The following is a 20,491-nucleotide window of genomic DNA, read 5'->3' on the forward strand; positions in this document are numbered from 1 at the left end:
CGTCCGATGAACGGACGGGGTATCAACATTTGGCGTTGACTTTTGGCACGCTGTTGAGTTCTCAAGGTACGGACGCTTCCTTCGAGCGGCTTTCACACCGGCCCTCCGGGCGCTTCCTTCGTTTTCTACTCTAGCAGACCGTTTCCGGCTTGCTTTCCGTCCTCCCGACCCGTGAAGTGTTTGCTTCGCGGCCCGTTCCGACGAGTGAAACTCTAGCGGAATTCCTCGGCCGGAGCCAATTCCACCGCTTTCCCGATAAACGGCATGCCAAAGAAGAGCCATGCCGTCTCATCAGGGGTTTCGCCGCCACCGCTGTCCGCAGGGCAACTCGAAGAACACTACCCGCCACCCAGTGCCTGGTCAAACTGAGGCCGGCCGGGCAACGACTGACGTCGTAGCCCGGCCGGCCTCAGTACTGCTACCTGTCAGGCGTTGGTCGGGAAGCCGAGGTTGATGCCGCCGTGGCTGGGGTCGAGCCAGCGGGAGGTGACGGCCTTGCTGCGGGTGAAGAAGTGGATGCCGTCCGGGCCGTAGGCGTGGCTGTCGCCGAAGAGGGACGCCTTCCAGCCGCCGAAGGAGTAGTAGGCGACCGGGACCGGGATCGGCACGTTGATGCCGACCATGCCGACCTCGACCTCGTTCTGGAAGCGCCGGGCCGCGCCGCCGTCGTTGGTGAAGATGGCAGTGCCGTTGCCGTACGGGTTGCTGTTGATGAGCTCCAGCCCCTCCTCATAGGAGGAGACCCGGACGACCGACAGCACCGGGCCGAAGATCTCGTCGTTGTAGACGGACATGCCCGGCTTGACGTGGTCGAAGAGGGTCGGGCCGAGCCAGAAGCCGTCCGTGGTCTCGGCGCCGTTCTTGTCCGCGCCGGTGATCGGGTGCTTGCGGCCATCCACCGCGAGCTCCGCGCCGTCGGCGAGGCCGGACTCCAGGTAGGAGGTGACCTTGTCCCGGTGCACTCCGGTGACCAGGGGACCCATGTCCGAGTCGCCGTTGCAGCCCGGGCCGACCTTGAGGGTCGCCATCCGCTGCTTGATCTTCTCGACCAGCTCATCGCCGATCGGGTCGACGGCCACCAGCACGGACACCGCCATGCAGCGCTCGCCGGCCGCGCCGAATCCGGCGTTGATCGCCGAGTCGGCGGCCAGGTCGAGGTCCGAGTCGGGCAGGACCAGCATGTGGTTCTTGGCGCCGCCGAGGGCCTGGACGCGCTTGCCGTAGCGGGTGCCGGTCTCGTAGACGTAGCGGGCGATCGGGGTGGAGCCGACGAAGGAGACGGACTTGACGTCCGGGTGCTCCAGCAGGCGGTCGACCGAGACCTTGTCACCGTGCACGACGTTGAAGACGCCGTCCGGCAGGCCGGCCTCCTTCCACAGTTCGGCGATGAACTGCGCCGCGGAGGGGTCCTTCTCCGAGGGCTTGAGGATCACCGTGTTGCCCGCCGCGATGGCGATCGGGAAGAACCACATCGGGACCATCGCCGGGAAGTTGAACGGCGAGATGATCGCGACCGGGCCGAGCGGCTGGCGGATCGAGTAGACGTCGACCCCGGTCGAGGCCTGCTCGGTGAAGCCGCCCTTGAGCAGCTGCGGGATACCGCAGGCGTACTCGACGACCTCCTGGCCGCGGGCGATCTCGCCCAGCGCGTCCGAGTGCACCTTGCCGTGCTCGGCGACGATGATCGCGGCCAGCTCGTCCTTGCGGGCGTTCAGCAGCTCGCGGAAGTTGAAGAGCACGGTGGTGCGCTTGGCCAGGGAGGAGTTGCGCCAGGCGCCGAAGGCCGTGACGGCGGCGCCCACGGCGGCGTCCACCTCCGCGATGGTCGCGAAGTCGACCTGGCCGGTGACCTTGCCCGTCGCCGGGTCGAAGATGTCACCGCGGCGCGGGGCGCTGCCCGCAGTGGCGACCTGCTTGCCGCCGATCCAGTGGGTGATGTGCTTGCTCAACGTCTGCCTCCGAGTCCGGGCGGGGCACAGGGATCTCACCATCGGGTGCCGCGCTCTCCACATTCTGTTGCGGCGCGGGCATCCGCTCAATCGGCAGGTTGTCGGGGGAAGCCGATTCGCCCTTACACCTCGTCGGACTCACACCTCGTCTGACTCTCCGGTGAGCAGTGCCGCCGCCTCGTGCATGGCGAGTTCCAGCATCACCGGGTCGTTGAGCGTGCCGCTGCCGTCGGGCGGCACCAGCCAGCGCAGGCCCCGACCCGCCCGGCCGGGGTGGGGGACGGCGAGCCAGGTTCCCGGACCGGCGGTGCGGACCCCGGTGCCCACCCAGCGCGCCGCGGTGCCCGGGGGGACGAAGAAGCCGACCCGGAAGTCTCCGAAGTCCGCGAGTACCGGGCCCGGTTCGGATTCGAGGCGCAGCAGCACGTCGACGGTGATCCGCCCCAGCTCGCCGGGCACTATCAGCACGTCCCAGAGACGGCCGGCCGGCAGCAGCACGATCCCCAGGGAGCTGCGCTCCCACTCCCAGCGGCATGCCTCCGGATCGGGGGCGGCGGCGCTCAGCCACTCGACAGCGCCCCGTTCTTCCATGCTCTCCATCGCTCCTCGCCCTCCACGTCCTCCCGACGAGGCCCCGAAGTGGACTCGCTGGTAACAAGAGAGAGCGACATACGGCCCAGCTCTTACACGGTTGTCGGCAACATCCTCAATCCGTGGGAGCGAACACGGGGCGAAAAGGCGCGTACGGGTGCGAAGAGCGGGGCGTACCCGCTATTGGGTACGCCCCGCGAGGCGGCCGAAGCCGCTGACAGCCGGCCGACACCGACCGACACCGGTCAGCTGTCAGCTGTCGAAGCCGAGGCCGAGGGCGTCCATGGCCTTGAGCCAGAGGTTCCGCTTGCCCTCGTTGTGGTCGGCCCGGTCCAGGGACCACTTGGTGATGCCGATCCCGGCCCACTTCACCGGCTCCGGCGGGAAGGGCATCGGCTTGCTCTTCACCATCTCCAGTTCGGTGCGCTCGGTCTGCCTGCCCGTCAGCAGGTCGAGCATGACCTCGGCGCCGAAACGGGTGGCGCCGACGCCCAGGCCGGTGTAGCCGAGGGCGTAGGAGACCCGACCCTTGTGGGCGGTGCCGAAGAAGGCCGAGAAGCGGCTGCAGGTGTCGATGGCGCCGCCCCAGGCGTGGCTGAACTTCACCCCTTCGAGCTGCGGGAAGGCGGTGAAGAAGTGCCCGGCCAGCTTCTGGTAGGTCTCTGGGCGGTGGTCGTACTCGTCCCGCACCTGACCGCCGTAGTGGTAGATCGCGTCGTAGCCGCCCCAGAGGATGCGGTTGTCGGCGGAGATCCGGAAGTAGTGGAACTGGTTGGCGCAGTCGCCCAGCCCCTGGCGGTTCTTCCAGCCGATGGACTCCAGCTGCTGCTCCGTCAGCGGCTCGGTCATCAGCGCGAAGTCGTAGACCGGGGCCAGGTAGGGCCGGACCCGCTTGACCAGGTTGGGGAAGATGTTGGTGCCCAGCGCCACGTGCCTGGCGAAGACCCGCCCGTACGGGGTGCGGACGGCCATCCCGGGCCCGCTCTCGGCGAGCTGGGTGGCGGGGGTGTGCTCGAAGATCCGCACGCCCTGCTCCAGGCAGGCGCGCTTGAGGCCCCAGGCGAGCTTGGCCGGGTGGACCATCGCCACGCCGTCCTTGTCCCAGAGCCCGGCCAGGAAGGTGGGCGAGTCGACCTCGGCGCGGATCGCGTCGGCGTCGAGGAAGTCAACCTCCAGGCCGTGCGCGGCCATCAGTTCGGCGCCCTCGCGCAACTCCTCGACCTGGTACGGCTCGGTGGCCACGTCCAGCTCGCCGCTGCGCTCCCAGTCGCAGTCGATGCCGTAGCGCTTGACGGTGTCCTCGATGGCCTGGAGGTTCTCCCGGCCGAGGCGCTCCAGGGTGTCGATCTCGTCGGGCCAGCGCTCCAGGCCGTTGAAGAAGCCGTGGGTGAGGCTGGCCGCGCAGAAGCCGCCGTTGCGACCGGAGGCGGCCCAGCCGACCTCCTTGCCCTCGACCAGGACGACGTCGAGGGAGGGGTCGCGCTCCTTGGCGATCAGCGCGGTCCACAGGCCGGAGTAGCCGCCGCCGACGACCAGCAGGTCGCAGGAGACGTCACCGACCAGGGCGGGCAGGGCTTCGGGCCGGGCCGGGTCGGCCAGCCAGAAGGAGGTGTACTGGACGTCGGCGAGGGAATGGGCCGGATCCATGTTCTCACTGCTCTCTGATGCACCCTCAGGGGTGCGGTAGGAGGGGGGTTGTCCGACGGACCGCGGCCTACTGCTCGCGGTCGCCGAAGATGGTGCGGTGCCAGTCCTTGCGGGCCACCGCGGTGATGTCCTGCATCACATGCTTGACCTGCGTGTACTCGTCGAGGGAGTACTGCGACATGTCCTTGCCGTAGCCGGAGGCCTTGTAACCGCCGTGCGGCATCTCGCTGATGATGGGGATGTGGTCGTTGACCCAGACGCAGCCGGCCTTGATCTCCCGGGTGGCGCGGAGCGAGCGGTAGACGTCGCGGGTCCAGGCGGAGGCCGCGAGGCCGTACGGGGTGTCGTTGGCGAGCCGCAGGCCCTGCTCGTCGCTGTCGAACGGGAGCACCACCAGCACCGGGCCGAAGATCTCGCTCTGGACCACCTCGGCGTCCTGGGCGATGCCGGTGATCAGCGTCGGGCGGTAGTAGGCGCCCAGGGTCAGGTCGGTGCCGTCGTGGCCCTTCTCCGGGGCGTAGCCGCCGGCCGCGATGGTGGCGCCGTAGCCGCGGGCCCGCTCGACGAAGCCGGCCACGCTGTCGCGCTGCCGGAAGGAGACCAGCGGGCCGAGGTCGGTCTGCGGGTTGAACGGGTCACCCAGCCGGACCTGCTCGAAGAGCTCGGCGACACCGGCCACAAAGGCGTCGTACAGCGGGCGCTGGACGTAGGCGCGGGTCGCGGCGGTGCAGTCCTGGCCGGTGTTGATCAGTGCGGCGGCCACGGCGCCGTTGACGGCGGCGTCCAGGTCGGCGTCGTCGAAGACCACGAAGGGGGCCTTGCCGCCGAGCTCCAGGTGGGTGCGCTTGACGCTCTGCACCGCCAGCTCGCCGACGCGCTTGCCGACGCCGGTCGAGCCGGTGAAGGAGACCATCGAGACGTCGGGGTGCGAGACCAGGTGCTCGCCGGCGGTGCGGCCGGCGCCGGTGACCACGTTCACCACTCCGTCCGGGATCCCGGCGTCGGTGCAGGCCTGCGCGAACATCAGCGAGGTCAGCGGGGTGAGCTCGGCCGGCTTGAGGACGATGGTGTTGCCCGCGGCGATGGCCGGGAGGATCTTCCAGCCGGCCATCTGCAGCGGGTAGTTCCACGGCGAGATGGAACCGACCACGCCGATCGGCTCGCGGCGGATCGAGGAGGTGTGGTCGCCGGAGAACTCTCCGGTGGCCTTGCCCTCCAGGTTGCGGGCCGCACCGGCGAAGAACGCGGTGTTGTCGATGGTGCCGGGCACGTCGAACTCGGTGGAGAGCTTGATCGGCTTGCCGGTCTGGGCGCTCTCCACCCGGGCGAAGTCGTCGGCGCGCTCGGCAAGGATGCCGGCCAGCCTGGTGAGGGCATCGGAGCGGGTGCCGGGGGTGGCGTTCGACCATGCGGGGAAGGCCGCGCGGGCGGCTGCCACCGCGTCGTCGACGTCGGCGGTGGAGGCGAGGCGTACCCGCTGCACCAGGCTGCCGTCGGAGGGGTCGACGACGTCGAAGGTCTCCGTCCCGGTGCCTTCGCGCAGCGCTCCGGCCAGGTACTGGGCCCCGGCGTCGAAGCGGGAGCCGACGGTGTTCCGGGTCATGTGTTCCTCCAGCGACAGCGGGGTGCATGCGGCGCACCCGGTGGCGGGCGGCGGCTGCAGGGCGGGGCGCCCACTCTGCGTACGATGCCCCGGTTCGGACGAGAGCGGCAAGCAACAGTGCGCAAGGCAGATCGTTACTGGCATTACACCCTGCCAGCTACCCGAATCCGACACCTCGTTGCCCGCATGTCGGATCCGACTGACACTATGAAGGGATTCCACGATCGTTTCCGGAGGTCCCGTTGTTCCCCACCGTCGCCCGCGTCCTCGACCTGGACGTGGTCACCCGTGGCCTGCCGGAGGTCGTGGCCGGCCGGGAGCACCTGGAGCGCCCGGTGCGCTGGGTGCACGTCAGCGAGCTGCCGGACGTCGCGGGGGTGCTGCAGGGCGGTGAGCTGATCCTGACCACGGGCATTGCCCTTCCGGAGCACCGCGACGGCCTGGCGCAGTACGTCAGGGAGCTGGCCGAGGTGGGGGTGGCCGGGCTGGTGGTGGAGTTCGGGCGGCGCTACTTCGACAACCTCCCGCGGGCCCTGGTCCATGCGGCCGAGCAGCGCGGGCTGCCGCTGATCGTGCTCCGCCGCGAGCTGCGCTTCGTCGCGGTGACCGAGGCCGTGCACGCGCTGGTGGTCAACGCGCAGCTGGAGGAGTTGCGGTCGTCGGAGGAGATCCACCAGACCTTCAACGAGCTGGCGGTCGAGGGCGCCGAACCGGTCGAGGTGGTGCAGCAGGTGTCCCGGATGGCGGGGGCGCCGGTGGTGCTGGAGAACCTGTCGCACCAGGTGCTGGCGTACGACACGGCGGGCCAGAACGCCCAGGTGCTGCTGGCGGGCTGGGAGTCGCGCTCCCGCGGGGTCAGGCCCAAGGGCCGGACCGGGCACGATCCGCGGACCGGCTGGCTGGTCACCTCGGTGGGGGCGCGCGGGCACGACTGGGGGCGCCTGGTCCTGCTGGGCGCGCCGAGTTCGGCCCAGGAGGACGTCGCCCCCGCCGAGGCCTCGCACCGGCACACCATGCTGCTGGAGCGGGCCGCCGCCACCCTGGCGCTGAACCGGCTGCTGGTGCGCGACCGGGAGAGCCTGGAGCGGCAGACGCACCGCACCTTGCTGTCCGGGATCCTGACGCATGCGCTGACGGTGTCGGATGTGGCCCTGCGCGCCTCGGCGCTGGGCGTTCCGCTGGAGGGGCGGCGGCTGGTCGGGGTGGTGCTGCGGCAGCGCCGCGGGACCACCCCGGCGGCGCTGGAGGCACAGGCACGGCTGCGCGACTTCACCGAGACGGCGGCCGCCGCGGTGCGGGAGAAGCGGCTGACCGCGCTGGTCGGCGCGCTGGACGACGAGGCGGTGGGCCTGCTGGTCTCGTTGGGTCCGCGCGACGACGAGCACGCGGCGCTGGACGGCTTCGCCTCGTCGCTACGGCGGCTGGTCCTGGAGGCGGAGCAGCCCGAACCGGTGATCGCCGTGGGCTCCTCGGTCGGCGCGGTGCGTGACGCCCGGCGCACCCTGGTCGAGGCCACCCAGGTCGCCGACGCCGCCCTGCACGACGCCCCCGCCTCCGGTGCCCGCTCGGCCTCCTACTACCGCCTGCCCGATGTCCGGCTGCGCGGCCTGCTGCACCTGCTGCGCGACGACGCCCGGCTGCAGACCTACGTGGAGCGCGAGCTGGGGCCGCTGCTGGCGTACGACGCGGAGCACGGGAGCCAGCTGATCCAGATGCTGCGGATCTATCTGGAGCAGGGCCGCAACAAGTCCGCGGCCGCGGACGCGGCCCATCTGTCCCGGCCCTCGTTCTACGACCGGCTGCACAAGGTCGAGCGGGTGCTCGGGGTCGACCTGGACCAGGTCGAGTCGTGCCTGTCGCTGCACGTCGCGCTGCTGGCGCTGGACGCGGTGCGACGCTAGTCGGACATGCCGCAGGGCCGGACCCGACGGGGTCCGGCCCTGCGGTGTTCCGGGTTCAGCCCTCGATCGAGGTCATCACGTGCTTGATCCGGGTGTAGTCCTCGAAGCCGTAGGCGGAGAGGTCCTTGCCGTAGCCGGACTTCTTGAAGCCGCCGTGGGGCATCTCGGCGACCAGCGGGATGTGGGTGTTGATCCACACGCAGCCGAAGTCGAGCTTCTTGGCCAGCCGCATCGCACGGGCGTGGTCCTTGGTCCAGACCGAGGAGGCCAGGGCGTACTCCACGCCGTTGGCGTTGGCGATCGCCTCGGCCTCGTCGGAGAACTTCTGCACGGTGATGACCGGGCCGAAGACCTCGTTCTGGATGATCTCGTCGTCCTGCTTCAGCCCGGAGACCACGGTGGGGGCGTAGAAGTAGCCCACCTCACCGACCCGGTGGCCGCCGGCCTCGACCTTCGCGTGCGCGGGGAGGCGCTCGATGAAGCCGGTGACCTGGGCCAGCTGGTTGGCGTTGTTCAGCGGGCCGTAGAGCACGTCCTCGTCGTCCGGCAGACCGGTCTTGGTGTCGGCGGCGGCCTTGGCCAGCGCGGTCACGAACTCGTCGTGGACGGACTCGTGCACCAGCACGCGGGTGGCCGCGGTGCAGTCCTGGCCGGCGTTGAAGTAGCCGGCCACGCTGATGCCCTCGACCGCGGCGGCGATGTCGGCGTCGTCGAAGACCACGACCGGGGCCTTGCCGCCCAGCTCCAGGTGGACCCGCTTGACGTCCTTCGCCGCGGAGCCGGCGACCTGGATGCCGGCCCGGACCGAGCCGGTGATGGAGGCCATCGCCGGGGTGTGGTGCTCCACCATCAGCCGGCCGGTCTCCCGGTCGCCGCAGACCACGTTGAACACACCGGCCGGCAGGATCTCACCGATGATCTCGGCGAGCAGCACGGTGGAGGCCGGGGTGGTGTCCGAGGGCTTCAGGACGACCGCGTTGCCGGCCGCGATGGCCGGGGCGAACTTCCACACCGCCATCATCATCGGGTAGTTCCACGGCGCGACCTGGGCGCAGACGCCGACCGGCTCGCGGCGGATGAAGGAGGTCAGCCCCTCCATGTACTCGCCGCCGGACTTGCCCTCCAGCAGGCGGGCGGCGCCGGCGAAGAAGCGGATCTGGTCGACCATCGGCGGGATCTCCTCCGAGGCGGTCAGCCCCAGCGGCTTGCCGGTGTTCCTGGACTCGGCCGCGACCAGCTCGTCCGCGCGGGCCTCGATCGCGTCGGCGATCTTCAGCAGGGCCAGCTGGCGCACCGAGGGGGTGGTGTCCCGCCAGCCCTCGAACGCGGCTGCGGCCGCGGCCATCGCCGCGTCCACGTCGGCCTGGGCGGACAGCGGCGCGGTGGCGTACGCCTCACCGGTGGTCGGGTCGACGACCTCGGTGGTACGGCCGTCGGCCGCGTCGGCGAACGCGCCGTTGATGTAGTTGCGCAGCGTCTGAAGCTCGCTCACGGGGACCTCTCCTCGAATCCGGCTCTCCGGCTCCTTTGATGCTGGTGATGCCGGCGACGGCACCAGCCTAGCCCTGTCTCTGCGGTTATCGGCAGACCTGAGCGGAAGCAACGATGGAATCAGTACGTTTTCCGGCTTTGTGCAACGGAATCCCTTGCGAACGGGCGCACGATAGGGCAGGGTGAGGGCGTGGCCAACCGTGAACGGAACGGCAGCGTTCCCCTCGACTCCGTCTCCAAGGCGATCATCGAGCAGCTCCAGGAGGACGGCCGTCGGCCCTATGCCAGCATCGGCAAGGCCGTGGGCCTCTCCGAGGCTGCCGTGCGCCAGCGGGTCCAGAAGCTCCTCGACCAGGGTGTCATGCAGATCGTCGCGGTGACGGACCCGCTCACCGTCGGGTTCACCCGGCAGGCGATGGTCGGCATCACCGTCGAGGGCGACATGGAACCGGTCGCGGACGCCCTGGCCGCCATGGACGAGGTGGACTACGTCGTCGTCACCGCAGGATCGTTCGACCTGCTGGCCGAGCTGGTCTGCGAGGACGACGAACACCTCCTCGAACTGATCAACAAGCGGATCCGCGCGCTTCCCGGCGTGCGGAGAACCGAAAGCTTCGTTTACCTGAAGCTCCGGAAACAGACCTACACCTGGGGTACCCGATGAGCGCCGACCCGGCCACGAAGGACCTTTCGAAGACCGCCTACGACCATCTGTGGATGCACTTCACCCGGATGTCGTCGTACGAGAACAACCCGGTGCCGACGATCGTCAGCGGCGAGGGCACCTACATCTACGACTCCAACGGCCGCAAGTACCTGGACGGCCTGGCCGGTCTGTTCGTGGTCCAGGCCGGTCACGGCCGCGCCGAGCTCGCCGAGGTCGCCCGCAAGCAGGCCGAGAAGCTGGCCTTCTTCCCGATCTGGAGCTACGCGCACCCCTCCGCCGTGGAGCTCGCCGAGCGGCTGGCCAACTACGCCCCCGGCGACCTCAACAAGGTCTTCTTCACCACCGGTGGCGGCGAGGCCGTGGAGACCGCGTGGAAGCTGGCCAAGCAGTACTTCAAGCTGACCGGTGAGCACACCAAGTACAAGGTGATCTCCCGCGCGGTGGCCTACCACGGCACCCCCCAGGGCGCGCTGTCCATCACCGGCCTGCCGGCCCTGAAGGCCCCGTTCGAGCCGCTGGTCCCGGGCGCCCACAAGGTCCCCAACACCAACATCTACCGCGCCCCGATCTACGGCGACGACCCGGAGGCCTACGGCCGCTGGTGCGCCGACCAGATCGAGCAGGAGATCCTGTTCGAGGGCCCGGAGACGGTGGCCTGCGTCTTCCTGGAGCCGGTGCAGAACGCCGGCGGCTGCTTCCCGCCGCCGCCCGGGTACTTCCAGCGGGTCCGCGAGATCTGCGACCAGTACAACGTGCTGCTGGTGTCGGACGAGACCATCTGCGCCTTCGGCCGTCTGGGCACCATGTTCGCCTGCGACAAGTTCGACTACATCCCCGACATCATCACCTGCGCCAAGGGCATGACCTCCGGGTACTCCCCCATCGGTGCGGCGATCATCTCGGACCGGATCGCCGAGCCGTTCTACAAGGGCGACAACACCTTCCTGCACGGCTACACCTTCGGGGGCCACCCGGTCTCCTCCGCGGTGGCGCTGGCCAACCTGGACATCTTTGAGCGCGAGGGCCTCAACAAGCACGTCCTCGCCAACGAGGACGCCTTCCGCTCCACCCTGGAAAAGCTGCACGACCTGCCGATCGTCGGCGACGTCCGCGGCAACGGCTTCTTCTACGGCATCGAGCTCGTCAAGGACAAGGTCACCAAGGAGTCCTTCAACGACGACGAGTGCGAGCGCATCCTGTACGGCTACGTCTCCAAGGCGCTCTTCGAGAACGGCCTGTACTGCCGCGCCGACGACCGCGGTGACCCGGTCATCCAGCTGTCGCCGCCGCTGATCGCCGACCAGTCGACCTTCGACGAGATCGAGCAGATCCTGCGCACGGTGCTGACCGAGGCCTGGAACCGGATGTAGTTCGCTGCATTCCTCCTGCTCTCCGCCACTGGGCGGTCCTGACCTTGTAGGGTCGGGGCCGCCCAGCGGCGTTCCCGGACCACCGGAGCTCCTGGCGTTCGAGTGATCGACACGACAGTTCCAACCGTGCGGTGCGCAACCCCGAAGCGGATCACTCGTTCTAGTCTGTGAGCCACCATCACGACCGGGAGGACCCCAGTGACCGTCGCCCCGCCCGACAACGACGTGCTGTGGGCACGAGGGCTGGTGCACACCATCCGCGGCACCCCGGCCCTGCGCGGTGTCTCCCTGGGCGTGCGCGAGGGCGAGGTCCTCGCCGTCACCGGACCGCGCGGCTGCGGGATGAGCACCCTGCTGGACTGCCTCAGCGGCGTGCTCCCCGCAGACGAGGGCGAGATCTGGTTCAACAGCTCCCCCGTGCACACCCTCGGCCGCACCGCCAGGGAGCGGCTGCGGCGCGAGCGCTTCGGCCACGTCGGGCCCCAGCCCCGGCTGGTCCCCGAGCTGACCGCGCGGGAGAACGTGGCGCTGCCGCTGCTGCTGGCCGGCGCGGCGCGCAAGGACGCCACGGTCGCCGCCATGGAGTGGCTGGAGCGGCTCGACGTGGCCGACTGCGCCCGGCAGCGGCCGGCCGCGCTGCGGCAGGACCAGCGCCAGCGCATCTCCGTCGCCCGGGCCCTGGCCCACCAGCCCGCGGTGGTCTTCGCCGACGAGCCGACCGCTCCGCTGCACCGCGACGCCCGGGACCAGGTGATGCGGATACTGGTCACCGCATCGCGCTCGCACCGGATCACCCTGGTACTGGCCACCCACGACCCCGGGCTGGCCCGCTACGCGGACCGGGTGGCGACCATGGTGGACGGCCGGCTCGCCGCGCCGGTCCGGGCCCGCCAAGCGGCAGCAGCGGCGACGGCAGCCGCGGAAGAACCGTCCGAGCTGCTGCGGAGGGATGAGGAGCAGTGTTCCCCTACCTCCGTCTAGCCCGCGGCTACGGCTTCCTGGACCTCTGCCGCTGCCTGCTCACCGCCGCCGCCTCGGCCACCGTGGGTGCCCTGCTGCTCAGTGCCCTGGGACGGGCGCTCAGCAGCCCGGACGACACTGGGGCCGCGGTCGAGCGGCTGCTGTGGTGCCTGCCCGCGCTGGCCGCCGTCGGCTACCTCTGCGCCGCCTGGGCCCGCTCGCTGCCGGTGCAGCGGCCCGAGCGAATCGCCGGCCTGGTCGCGGCGGGCGCCGGGCCGGTGCGGACCCGGCTGGTGCTGGCCGGGGAGATCGCGCTGATCTGCGCACTGGGCGCGGTGCTGGCCCTGTTCGGCTTCGTGGTGCTGCGCGAGCACTGGCTGGAGCTGACCCCCGGCGGCCAACTGGACCCGGCGCTGGGCGCCGGCGGGAATCTGCCCGCCGCCGGTACGGTCGCGCTGCTGGCGGTGGTCCCGCTGCTGGGTGGCCTCGCGGCCGGCATCGCGGTGCGGTCGGTCGATCTGCTGCCGGGCGACGACGCGGACCGGGTGCTGCGTCGGCCGCCGGCCGCCTACCTCGCCGCGGTGGGCGTGCCCGCCCTCGCCGGTTCGGTGATCGCCGTGCTGGGGATGCGGGGCCATGCGAGCGCCGAGGCCTGGACCGGTGGCGTGCTGGGCCTGCTCGGGCTGGCGGGCGCCGTCCCAGTACTGCTGTACCTGGTCGGCGGGCTGCTCGCAGCGGGCCGACCGCGGGCCGTCCGGCTGCTCGGCGGACGCGCGCTGCAGGCCGAGTGCTGGCGGCTGGGCGCGCCGCTGGCCGTGCTGACGGTGGCCGGGGCCGTGGTGGCGACCCTGCTGCTGCGGGACGCCCCCGGAAGCCGCCCCGCGGGACCGCTGGTGCTGGTGGAGGTCCTGCTGCTTGGCGTCTGCGTGCTGGGCGCGCTGCTGGCCCGGCTGGTGGAGCTGGCGCGGGCCCGGCGGGGCTCCTACGCCTCGCTCAGCCGGATAGGAGCGCCGGGGGGACTGCTGGTGCGGTCCGCGGCGGTGCGGGGCGGGGGCGCCGTCCTGGTCGCCGCCGCAGTCGCCGCTGCGGCGGCTGCGCTCACTGCGGCGGCGCTGGGCGCCTAGGCGGTTCTTTCAGGTGCGGACCGTAGGGGTTGGTCGCGCAGTTCCCCGCGCCCCTGGTGGTGCAACTTGCCCGCAGCGGGTCAGTTGCAGCACGTCAGGGGCGCGGGGAACTGCGCGACCAACCAGGCACACGCGGCAGACAGCAGCGCAGGCCGGCGCTCAGCCCGCCGCGGCGAGCTGGCCGCAGGCGCCGTCGATCTCCTGGCCGCGGGTGTCGCGGACGGTGACCGGGACCCCGTGCAGCTTCAGCTGGCGGACGAACTCGCGCTCGTCCTCGGGGCGGGAGGCGGTCCACTTGGAGCCCGGGGTGGGGTTCAGCGGGATCAGGTTGACGTGCGCCCGGTGGTTCTTGAGCAGCCGCCCCAGCAGGTCGGCCCGCCAGGCCTGGTCGTTGATGTCCTTGATCAGCGCGTACTCGATGGAGATGCGGCGGCCGGAGCGCTCCGCGTAGTCCCAGGCCGCGTCCAGCACCTCGGCGACCTTCCAGCGGGTGTTCACCGGGACCAGGGTGTCCCGCAGCTCGTCGTCGGGGGCGTGCAGCGACACCGCGAGGCGGACGCTGAGCTCCTCGTCGGCGAGCCGGTTGATCGCCGGGACCAGGCCGACGGTGGAGACGGTGATGCCGCGCTGGGAGAGGCCGAAGCCGCCGGGGGCCGGATCGGTCAGCCGGCGGATCGCCGCGATCACGCGCTTGTAGTTGGCCAGCGGCTCGCCCATGCCCATGAAGACGATGTTGCTGAGTCGCACCGCGCCGGCCTCGCCCGAGGCGTCGGCGCCGAACTCGCCGGCCTTGATGGACCGCATCCCGGCCGCGATCTGCTCGACGATCTCGGCGGTGGAGAGGTTGCGGGTCAGCCCGGCCTGGCCCGTGGCGCAGAACGGGCAGTTCATGCCGCAGCCGGCCTGCGAGCTGATGCACATCGTCACCCGGTCGGGGTAGCGCATCAGCACCGACTCGACCAGCACCCCGTCGAAGAGCTTCCACAGCGTCTTGCGGGTGCTGTCGTCGTCGCAGGACACATTGCGGACCACGCTCATCAGCTCGGGCAGCAGCCCCTCGGCGAGCTTGGCGCGGGACGCCGCCGGGATGTCCGTCCACTCGTCCGGACCGGACGAGAGCCGGGAGAAGTACTGGCGCGAGAGCTGGTCGGCGCGGAACGGCTTCTCGCCGAGTTCGGCGACGGCCTCGCGCCGCTCGGCTGCGGTCAGGTCGGCGAGGTGGCGCGGGGGCTTGGCGCCGCGCGGCGCGGCAAAGGTGAGTTCACCGGGGAGTGGCTTAGGCATGATTCCTCCAGTGTCTCAGGTCGGCCGAGCAGCCACGCAAACGGCGAGGCCCCGGACCCCGTGGTGGGGGTCCGGGGCCTCGCGTCGGCGTTCGCGCTCAGCCCGCGCCGACGAAGCCGACCAGGACGAGCCAGACGATCGGGGCGGTGGGGAGGAGCGAGTCCAGCCGGTCCATCAGGCCGCCGTGGCCCGGGAGCAGGGTGCCCATGTCCTTGATGCCGAGGTCGCGCTTGATCATCGACTCGCCGAGGTCGCCCAGGGTGGCGCTGACCGCCACGCAGGCGCCCAGCACCAGGCCCTGCCACCAGCTGGCCCGGTCGATCATCAGGTTCATCCCGAGGGCGCCGACCAGCATGCACAGCAGCACCGCGCCGACCAGTCCCTCGCGGGTCTTGCCGGGGCTGATCCGGGGCGCGAGCTTGTGCCTGCCGAAGCGGGAGCCGGCCGCGTAGGCGCCGGTGTCGCTGCAGACGGTGAGCACCAGGAACAGCACCACCCGCTGCGGGCCGTCGTGGGCGGCCAGCATCAGCATCACGAAGGTCGCCAGGAACGGGACGTAGAAGGCGGTGAAGATGCCCGCGGTGACGTCCCGGAGGTAGTCCTCGGGCGGCTCGCTCATCCGCCAGACCAGCACCGCCAGTGCGGTCAGCGCCAGCGCCACCAGTGCCGACTCGGGGCCGCCCAGGTAGGCGGCGACCAGCATCCCGACCCCGCCGACGGCGAGCGGGGGCCGCGGCACCCTGATGCCCTTGCTCTCCGAGAGCCGGCTGGTGAGCTCCCACATGCCGATCACCACGACCGCCGCGACGACCCCGACGAACAGCCACTTCACGATGAAGAGCGAGGCGACCACGAGCGCGCCGAGCCCGAGGCCCACACCGATCGCGGCACGCAGGTCGCGACCGCCCTTGGGGGCCTTGCCGGTCGCGGCGGGCGGTACCGGCGCGGCTGGATCGGGGACCGGTGCTTGGTTGCTCATCGGCGGCGCCTCGGTACGGAGAGGGGGCAGCACCGCGGTCTCTTCCGCGGGCGCGACAGGCGCCGGCGCGGGTGCGTCGTCGCGGAACAGCGGCCCGCTCAGGCGGGCTGCCACCGGCTCGCCGACCGGATCGGCACTCGCCTGCGGCATCTGCCCGCCTTGGGTGAAATGTCCGGAGAAACGTTCCGGTGCGGGATGCTGGGCGGCCATGGGACGAGTCTGCGGCATGCCCCCGTTCCCGTGCATCGGGGACTGCTGCGAGTGGCCGACCGCCGGTCCCCCCCAGTACGGGGGGACCGGTTGGTCGAGCACCGGCGGCATCAGCGCGGTGGCCTCCGCCTCGCCGGGCTGCGCACCGGCGGCCAGTGGTCCGCCGGGGAGTACTCCCCCGTGAGGTCCGTTCGGGAAGGCAGCAGCGTCGTGGCCCTGCGTTCGGGCCCCGGCGCTGCTGTCGCCGGATTCGGGCCCCCAGTAGGAGTCGTCGTTCATCAGACCTCGAGGAGCTCGGCTTCCTTGTGCTTGAGCAGCTCGTCCACCTGCGCGACATAGCGTGCGGTGACGTCCTCGAGCTCCTTCTCGGCGCGGCGCACCTCGTCCTCGCCCGCCTCGCCGTCCTTGCTGAGCTTGTCCAGGGTCTCCTTGGCCTTGCGGCGCACCGCGCGGATGGAGATCTTGGCGTCCTCGCCCTTGCCCCGGGCGACCTTGATGTACTCCCGGCGGCGCTCCTCGGTGAGCTGCGGGAAGTTCACCCGGATGATGGACCCGTCGTTGGACGGGTTGACGCCCAGGTCGGAGTTGCGGATGGCTTCCTCGATCACCCGCAGCGAGCTCTTGTCGAACGGCGAGACGATCGCCATCCGGGGCTCCGGCACCGAGAAGGACGCCAGCTGGTTGATCGGGGTCACCGCGCCGTAGTACTCGGCGACGATCTTGCTGAACATCGCGGGGTGCGCACGGCCGGTGCGGATCGCGGCGAAGTCGTCCTTGGCGACGGCGACGGCCTTCTCCATCTTCTCCTCGGCCTCGAGGAGGGTCTCTTCAATCACCATGTGCTCCTGTCCGGTACTACCCGGTCTCGACTCCTGCTGTGCGGGCACTACTACGCGTTACCGGGCACGTTCGCCGACGCCCGGTGGATTGTCCATCCCCTGCGAGGACCAACCCCACGGGAGGGTCAGTGCTGCGCCGACTCGCCACTGATCAGCGTGCCGATCTTCTCACTGCGCACGGCGCGGGCGATATTGCCCTCGGCGAGCAGCTCGAACACCAGCATCGGCAGGTTGTTGTCCTTGCACAGGGTGATCGCGGTGAGGTCCGCGATCCTGAGGTCCCTGGCGATCACCTCGGAGTATTCCAGGGTGTCGAACTTCACCGCGTCCGGGTTGGTGCGGGGGTCGGAGTCGTAGACGCCGTCCACCCCGTTCTTCCCCATCAGCAGCACCTCGGCGTGGATCTCCAGGGCGCGCTGGACCGCGGTGGTGTCGGTGGAGAAGTAGGGCATGCCCATCCCCGCACCGAAGATCACGACGCGGCCCTTCTCCAGGTGCCGGATCGCCCGCAGCGGCAGGTACGGCTCGGCGACCTGGCCCATGGTGATCGCGGTCTGGACCCTGGTCTCGATGCCCTCCTTGTTCAGGAAGTCCTGCAGCGCCAGGCTGTTCATCACGGTGCCGAGCATGCCCATGTAGTCGGAGCGGGCCCGGTCCATGCCGCGCAGCTGCAGTTCGGCGCCGCGGAAGAAGTTGCCGCCGCCGATGACGACGGCGACCTCGGTACCGCCGCGGACCACGGTGGCGATCTCGCGGGCGATCGCGTGGACGACGTCGGGGTCGACGCCCAGGCCGCCCCCGCCGGCGAACGCCTCACCGGAAAGCTTGAGCAGCACGCGGCGGCGCGAACTCTCCTCAGCGGTCATCTGCATCGACTCCTTCTGGTGGTGCATGAGCTGGTGCGAGCAGGCGTACGAGAGGAGGCCACCGCCGGGGGCATCGCTACGGATACCTCCACGGCTGTGGCCTCCTCGTCGTACTTCACGACTCACATCGTATGGGCGGACGCCCCGTCCGGGCGGCCACCGCAGACCCCGGTGGGGTCAGGCGCCGACGCGGAAGCGGGCGAAGCGGACCAGCTTGACGCCGGCCTCGTCCAGGACCTTCTGGACGGTCTTCTTGCTGTCCTTGGCGAAGGCCTGCTCCAGGACCGAGTTCTCCTTGACGAAGCCGCTGACGCGACCCTCGACGATCCGCGGCAGGGCGGCCTCGGGCTTGCCCTCCTCGCGCGCGGTGGCCTCGGCGATGCGGCGCTCGTTCTCCAGGGCCTCGGCCGGGATGTCCTCGCGGGAGAGGTACTTCGGGGCGAACGCGGCGATGTGCTGCGCGACGTCCTTCGCGATCTCCGCGTTCTCCTGGTCGAGCTCGACCAGCACGCCGATGGCCGGCGGCAGGTCGGGGTCGGTGCGGTGCATGTAGGCGGCGACGTAGGCGCCACCGGTGAACTGGGCGAAGCGGCGGAAGACGATCTTCTCGCCCAGGCCCGCGTTGGCCTCGTCCACGAACTGCTGGACGGTCTTGCCGGGCTCGATCTCGCTGGCCAGCGCGGTCTCGATGTCGGCCGGGGAGGTGGCGGCGACGTGGGCGGCCAGCGCGTTGGCGACCTCCACGAAGCGGCCGCCCTTGGCGACGAAGTCGGTCTCGCAGTTCAGCTCGACCAGGACACCGGAGTTGCCGCCCTGGAGCAGGGAGACGACGGCGCCGTTGGAGGCGTCGCGGCCCTCGCGCTTGGCAACGCCCTTCTGGCCCTTGATGCGCAGCAGCTCGACGGCCTTCTCGACGTTGCCCTCGGCCTCGTCCAGAGCCTTCTTGCAGTCCATCATTCCGGCGCCGGTGAGCTCACGGAGCTTCTTGACGTCCGCGGCGGTGGTGTTCGCCATTGTTCTTCAGTCTCTTCTCAACGATGTCGGTGGAGGGGGCCGTGCCGACGGCCGAGCACCTGGGCTGTTGAGCCCGGAGCCCGGCCGTCGGACACGATGCGAGGGGTACGCCGGCGGTCGCCGCCGTACCCCTCGCCCTGAAGTCGTCAGGCCTGCTCGGCCTCGGCGGCGGGGGCCTCGACAGCGGGGGTCTCGGCGACGGCCTCGGCGGGCGCCTCGACAGCGGCAGCGGCCTCGGCCGGAGCCTCGGCGGCGGGGGCCTCAACGGCGTCGGCGGCCACGGGGGCCTCGTCGGCCTTCTTCTCGCCCTCGACGAGCAGCTCGCGCTCCCAGTCGGCCAGCGGCTGGTCGGCGCCGGTCTCGACCTTGGCGTCGCCCTTGGCGGCACCGGAACGGGCCATCAGGCCCTCGGCCACCGCGTCGGCGATCACGCGGGTCAGCAGGGTGACCGAGCGGATGGCGTCGTCGTTGCCGGGGATCTTGTAGTCGACCTCGTCGGGGTCGCAGTTGGTGTCGAGGATCGCGACGACCGGGATGCGGAGCTTGCGCGCCTCACCGACGGCGATGTGCTCCTTCTTGGTGTCGACGATCCACACGGCGGACGGGACGCGCTGCATGTCGCGGATACCGCCGAGGGTCTTCTCGAGCTTGGTGTGCTCGCGCTCGAGGACCAGGAGCTCCTTCTTGGTGAGGCCGGAGGCGGCCACATCCGTGAAGTCGATCTCGCCGAGCTCCTTCATCCGCTGGAGGCGCTTGTAGACCGTCTGGAAGTTGGTCAGCATGCCGCCGAGCCAGCGCTGGTTGACGTAGGGCATGCCCACGCGGGTGGCCTGCTCGGCGATGGCCTCCTGCGCCTGCTTCTTGGTGCCGACGAAGAGGACGCTGCCGCCGTGGGCAACGGTCTCCTTGACGAACTCGTAGGCGCGGTCGATGTAGTTCAGCGACTGCAGCAGGTCGATGATGTAGATGCCGTTGCGCTCCGTGAAGATGAAGCGCTTCATCTTCGGGTTCCAACGACGGGTCTGGTGACCGAAGTGGACGCCGCTCTCCAGCAGCTCCCGCATCGTGACGACGGCCATGGCCGTACTCCTAGGTTTCTCGGTTTCCGCGCCGGCCGGGAGGCCGCCGCGCCTGACGCCCCGACCGTGCCGGACCGTGATGGACCGAGTGGCACTTCACCGGGCGAGGGACTGGCCGAGGCACCGGTGGCGGGGCGTGCGAAGTCGACCCAGCACGCTGGGCCGCGAGTGAAGTGTACGGGAACCGCCGGACGCCGGGCGACCTCCGCTGTCGGGGGCTGCTTCCGGCCCGTCCCCACCCGTGCGGGTGAGCGGGTTCTGCACACCCCCCGAGTTGTCCACAGGGGACGGTGCGCACGCTGAATCCCGCGGTGCGGACGAGGAGAGTCACCGCATGACCTCACTCCTCAGCTGTACGACGCGTCCCCCGTCGCCCGACAGCAGGCGGCTGTTGCTGCTCCTCGGCCTGCTGCTGTGGCTCGCCATGACCCTGGCGGGTCCGCCCGGAGGGCAGCGGGCGCTCGCCTGGGGCGGCATCCCGCCGTCACCACGACTGCCCACCGGCGGATCGCTGGCCCAGGTGCTGCGACGGTTCGACCCACCGCCGTCGCCCTGGCTTCCCGGCCACCGGGGAGTCGACCTGGCGGCGCCGGTGGGCACTGCCGTACGGGCGGTCCGGGGCGGGACGGTGTCCTTCGCGGGGACGGTCGCCGGCACCGGGGTGGTCGCGATCAGCCTGTCCGGCAGCGGCGACCCCCCGTTGCGGACCACCTTCCAACCGGTGACGGCGGAGGTGGAGCGGGGCGCTTCGGTGGCGGCCGGCACGGTGGTCGGCATGGTCACCACCGGTCCGATCGGCGGCGCTGCGGGCCACTGTCCGGTGAGCTGCCTGCACTGGGGACTGTTGCGGGGGCACCGCTACCTGGATCCGTTGGCGCTGGTGGGTCCCGGACGGGCCAGACTGCTGCCGCTGTCGC

At 70.7% G+C, this 20,491-nt stretch carries 16 protein-coding genes and 1 pseudogene; 6 read left to right on the forward strand and 11 right to left on the reverse strand.

Translation table 11 applies throughout. The annotated features are described in order from the left end of the window. Positions 1 to 425 precede the first annotated feature (425 nt). The 4 genes from IF29_RS0134530 to IF29_RS0134545 form a co-directional block, all read right to left on the reverse strand. Positions 426 to 1,991, reverse strand: coding sequence for a CoA-acylating methylmalonate-semialdehyde dehydrogenase (locus tag IF29_RS0134530; RefSeq protein ID WP_051726418.1), 1,566 nt, complete (start codon positions 1,989 to 1,991; stop codon positions 426 to 428). 96 nt (positions 1,992 to 2,087) lie between these two features. Further along, positions 2,088 to 2,549 carry a hypothetical protein gene (locus tag IF29_RS0134535; RefSeq protein WP_030263770.1) on the reverse strand — a complete coding sequence of 154 codons (462 nt, stop codon included), beginning with the start codon at positions 2,547 to 2,549 and terminating at the stop codon, positions 2,088 to 2,090. A 243-nt stretch (positions 2,550 to 2,792) separates the two neighbouring features. Further along, the gene (locus IF29_RS0134540; protein WP_030263772.1) at positions 2,793 to 4,187 is read right to left on the reverse strand and encodes an NAD(P)/FAD-dependent oxidoreductase; all 1,395 of its coding nucleotides are present in this window, start codon (positions 4,185 to 4,187) and stop codon (positions 2,793 to 2,795) included. 67 nt (positions 4,188 to 4,254) lie between these two features. Then, on the reverse strand, positions 4,255 to 5,790 hold the full coding sequence (locus IF29_RS0134545) for a gamma-aminobutyraldehyde dehydrogenase (protein ID WP_030263774.1): 1,536 nt from the start codon (positions 5,788 to 5,790) through the stop codon (positions 4,255 to 4,257). Between the two features lie 242 nt (positions 5,791 to 6,032). On the opposite strand from IF29_RS0134545, the gene IF29_RS0134550 reads away from it, so the two are divergent. Further along, positions 6,033 to 7,691, forward strand: a complete 1,659-nt coding sequence (locus IF29_RS0134550; protein WP_030263777.1) for a PucR family transcriptional regulator — start codon at positions 6,033 to 6,035, stop codon at positions 7,689 to 7,691. Between the two features lie 55 nt (positions 7,692 to 7,746). Here IF29_RS0134550 and IF29_RS0134555 read toward each other — a convergent pair whose 3' ends face one another. Further along, positions 7,747 to 9,183: a gamma-aminobutyraldehyde dehydrogenase gene (locus tag IF29_RS0134555; protein ID WP_030263781.1), complete on the reverse strand. Its 1,437-nt coding sequence runs from the start codon at positions 9,181 to 9,183 to the stop codon at positions 7,747 to 7,749. Between the two features lie 189 nt (positions 9,184 to 9,372). Between IF29_RS0134555 and IF29_RS0134560 the strand changes: the two genes are divergently transcribed. The 4 genes from IF29_RS0134560 (at position 9,373) to IF29_RS0134575 (ending at position 13,303) form a co-directional block, all read left to right on the forward strand. After that, on the forward strand, positions 9,373 to 9,846 hold the full coding sequence (locus IF29_RS0134560) for an Lrp/AsnC family transcriptional regulator (protein ID WP_030263784.1): 474 nt from the start codon (positions 9,373 to 9,375) through the stop codon (positions 9,844 to 9,846). Next, on the forward strand, positions 9,843 to 11,219 hold the full coding sequence (locus IF29_RS0134565) for an aspartate aminotransferase family protein (RefSeq protein WP_030263787.1): 1,377 nt from the start codon (positions 9,843 to 9,845) through the stop codon (positions 11,217 to 11,219). The genes IF29_RS0134560 and IF29_RS0134565 overlap by 4 nt, the downstream gene beginning before the upstream one ends. A gap of 198 nt (positions 11,220 to 11,417) precedes the next feature. Next, positions 11,418 to 12,200 (forward strand): ABC transporter ATP-binding protein, encoded by a 783-nt coding sequence (locus IF29_RS0134570; protein WP_051726419.1) that lies wholly within the window; start codon positions 11,418 to 11,420, stop codon positions 12,198 to 12,200. Continuing rightward, positions 12,179 to 13,303: a hypothetical protein gene (locus tag IF29_RS0134575; protein WP_030263799.1), complete on the forward strand. Its 1,125-nt coding sequence runs from the start codon at positions 12,179 to 12,181 to the stop codon at positions 13,301 to 13,303. The genes IF29_RS0134570 and IF29_RS0134575 overlap by 22 nt, the downstream gene beginning before the upstream one ends. A gap of 159 nt (positions 13,304 to 13,462) precedes the next feature. On the opposite strand, the gene rlmN is transcribed toward IF29_RS0134575, so the two are convergent. The 6 genes from rlmN to rpsB all read right to left on the reverse strand — a co-directional run bounded on the left by rlmN (position 13,463) and on the right by rpsB (position 19,574). Further along, complete coding sequence (gene rlmN, locus IF29_RS0134580) at positions 13,463 to 14,587, reverse strand: dual-specificity RNA methyltransferase RlmN (RefSeq protein ID WP_030263803.1); 1,125 nt, start codon at positions 14,585 to 14,587, stop codon at positions 13,463 to 13,465. A gap of 97 nt (positions 14,588 to 14,684) precedes the next feature. Next, complete coding sequence (locus tag IF29_RS0134585; RefSeq protein WP_380524868.1) at positions 14,685 to 15,776, reverse strand: phosphatidate cytidylyltransferase; 1,092 nt, start codon at positions 15,774 to 15,776, stop codon at positions 14,685 to 14,687. 278 nt (positions 15,777 to 16,054) lie between these two features. Beyond that, positions 16,055 to 16,612, reverse strand: coding sequence for a ribosome recycling factor (gene frr, locus IF29_RS0134590; RefSeq protein WP_030263808.1), 558 nt, complete (start codon positions 16,610 to 16,612; stop codon positions 16,055 to 16,057). 128 nt (positions 16,613 to 16,740) lie between these two features. Beyond that, positions 16,741 to 17,481, reverse strand: coding sequence for a UMP kinase (gene pyrH / locus IF29_RS0134595; RefSeq protein WP_232242717.1), 741 nt, complete (start codon positions 17,479 to 17,481; stop codon positions 16,741 to 16,743). Between the two features lie 177 nt (positions 17,482 to 17,658). Beyond that, positions 17,659 to 18,495, reverse strand: coding sequence for a translation elongation factor Ts (gene tsf / locus IF29_RS0134600; RefSeq protein ID WP_030263814.1), 837 nt, complete (start codon positions 18,493 to 18,495; stop codon positions 17,659 to 17,661). 146 nt (positions 18,496 to 18,641) lie between these two features. Then, positions 18,642 to 19,574, reverse strand: coding sequence for a 30S ribosomal protein S2 (gene rpsB / locus IF29_RS0134605; RefSeq protein WP_030263817.1), 933 nt, complete (start codon positions 19,572 to 19,574; stop codon positions 18,642 to 18,644). A gap of 424 nt (positions 19,575 to 19,998) precedes the next feature. On the opposite strand from rpsB, the pseudogene IF29_RS45460 reads away from it, so the two are divergent. After that, a pseudogene (locus IF29_RS45460) lies at positions 19,999 to 20,385 on the forward strand (peptidoglycan DD-metalloendopeptidase family protein); the annotation flags it as partial. Positions 20,386 to 20,491: the final 106 nt, after the last annotated feature.

This window comes from Streptacidiphilus jeojiense, assembly GCF_000719095.1.
Taxonomy (GTDB): domain Bacteria; phylum Actinomycetota; class Actinomycetes; order Streptomycetales; family Streptomycetaceae; genus Streptacidiphilus; species Streptacidiphilus jeojiensis.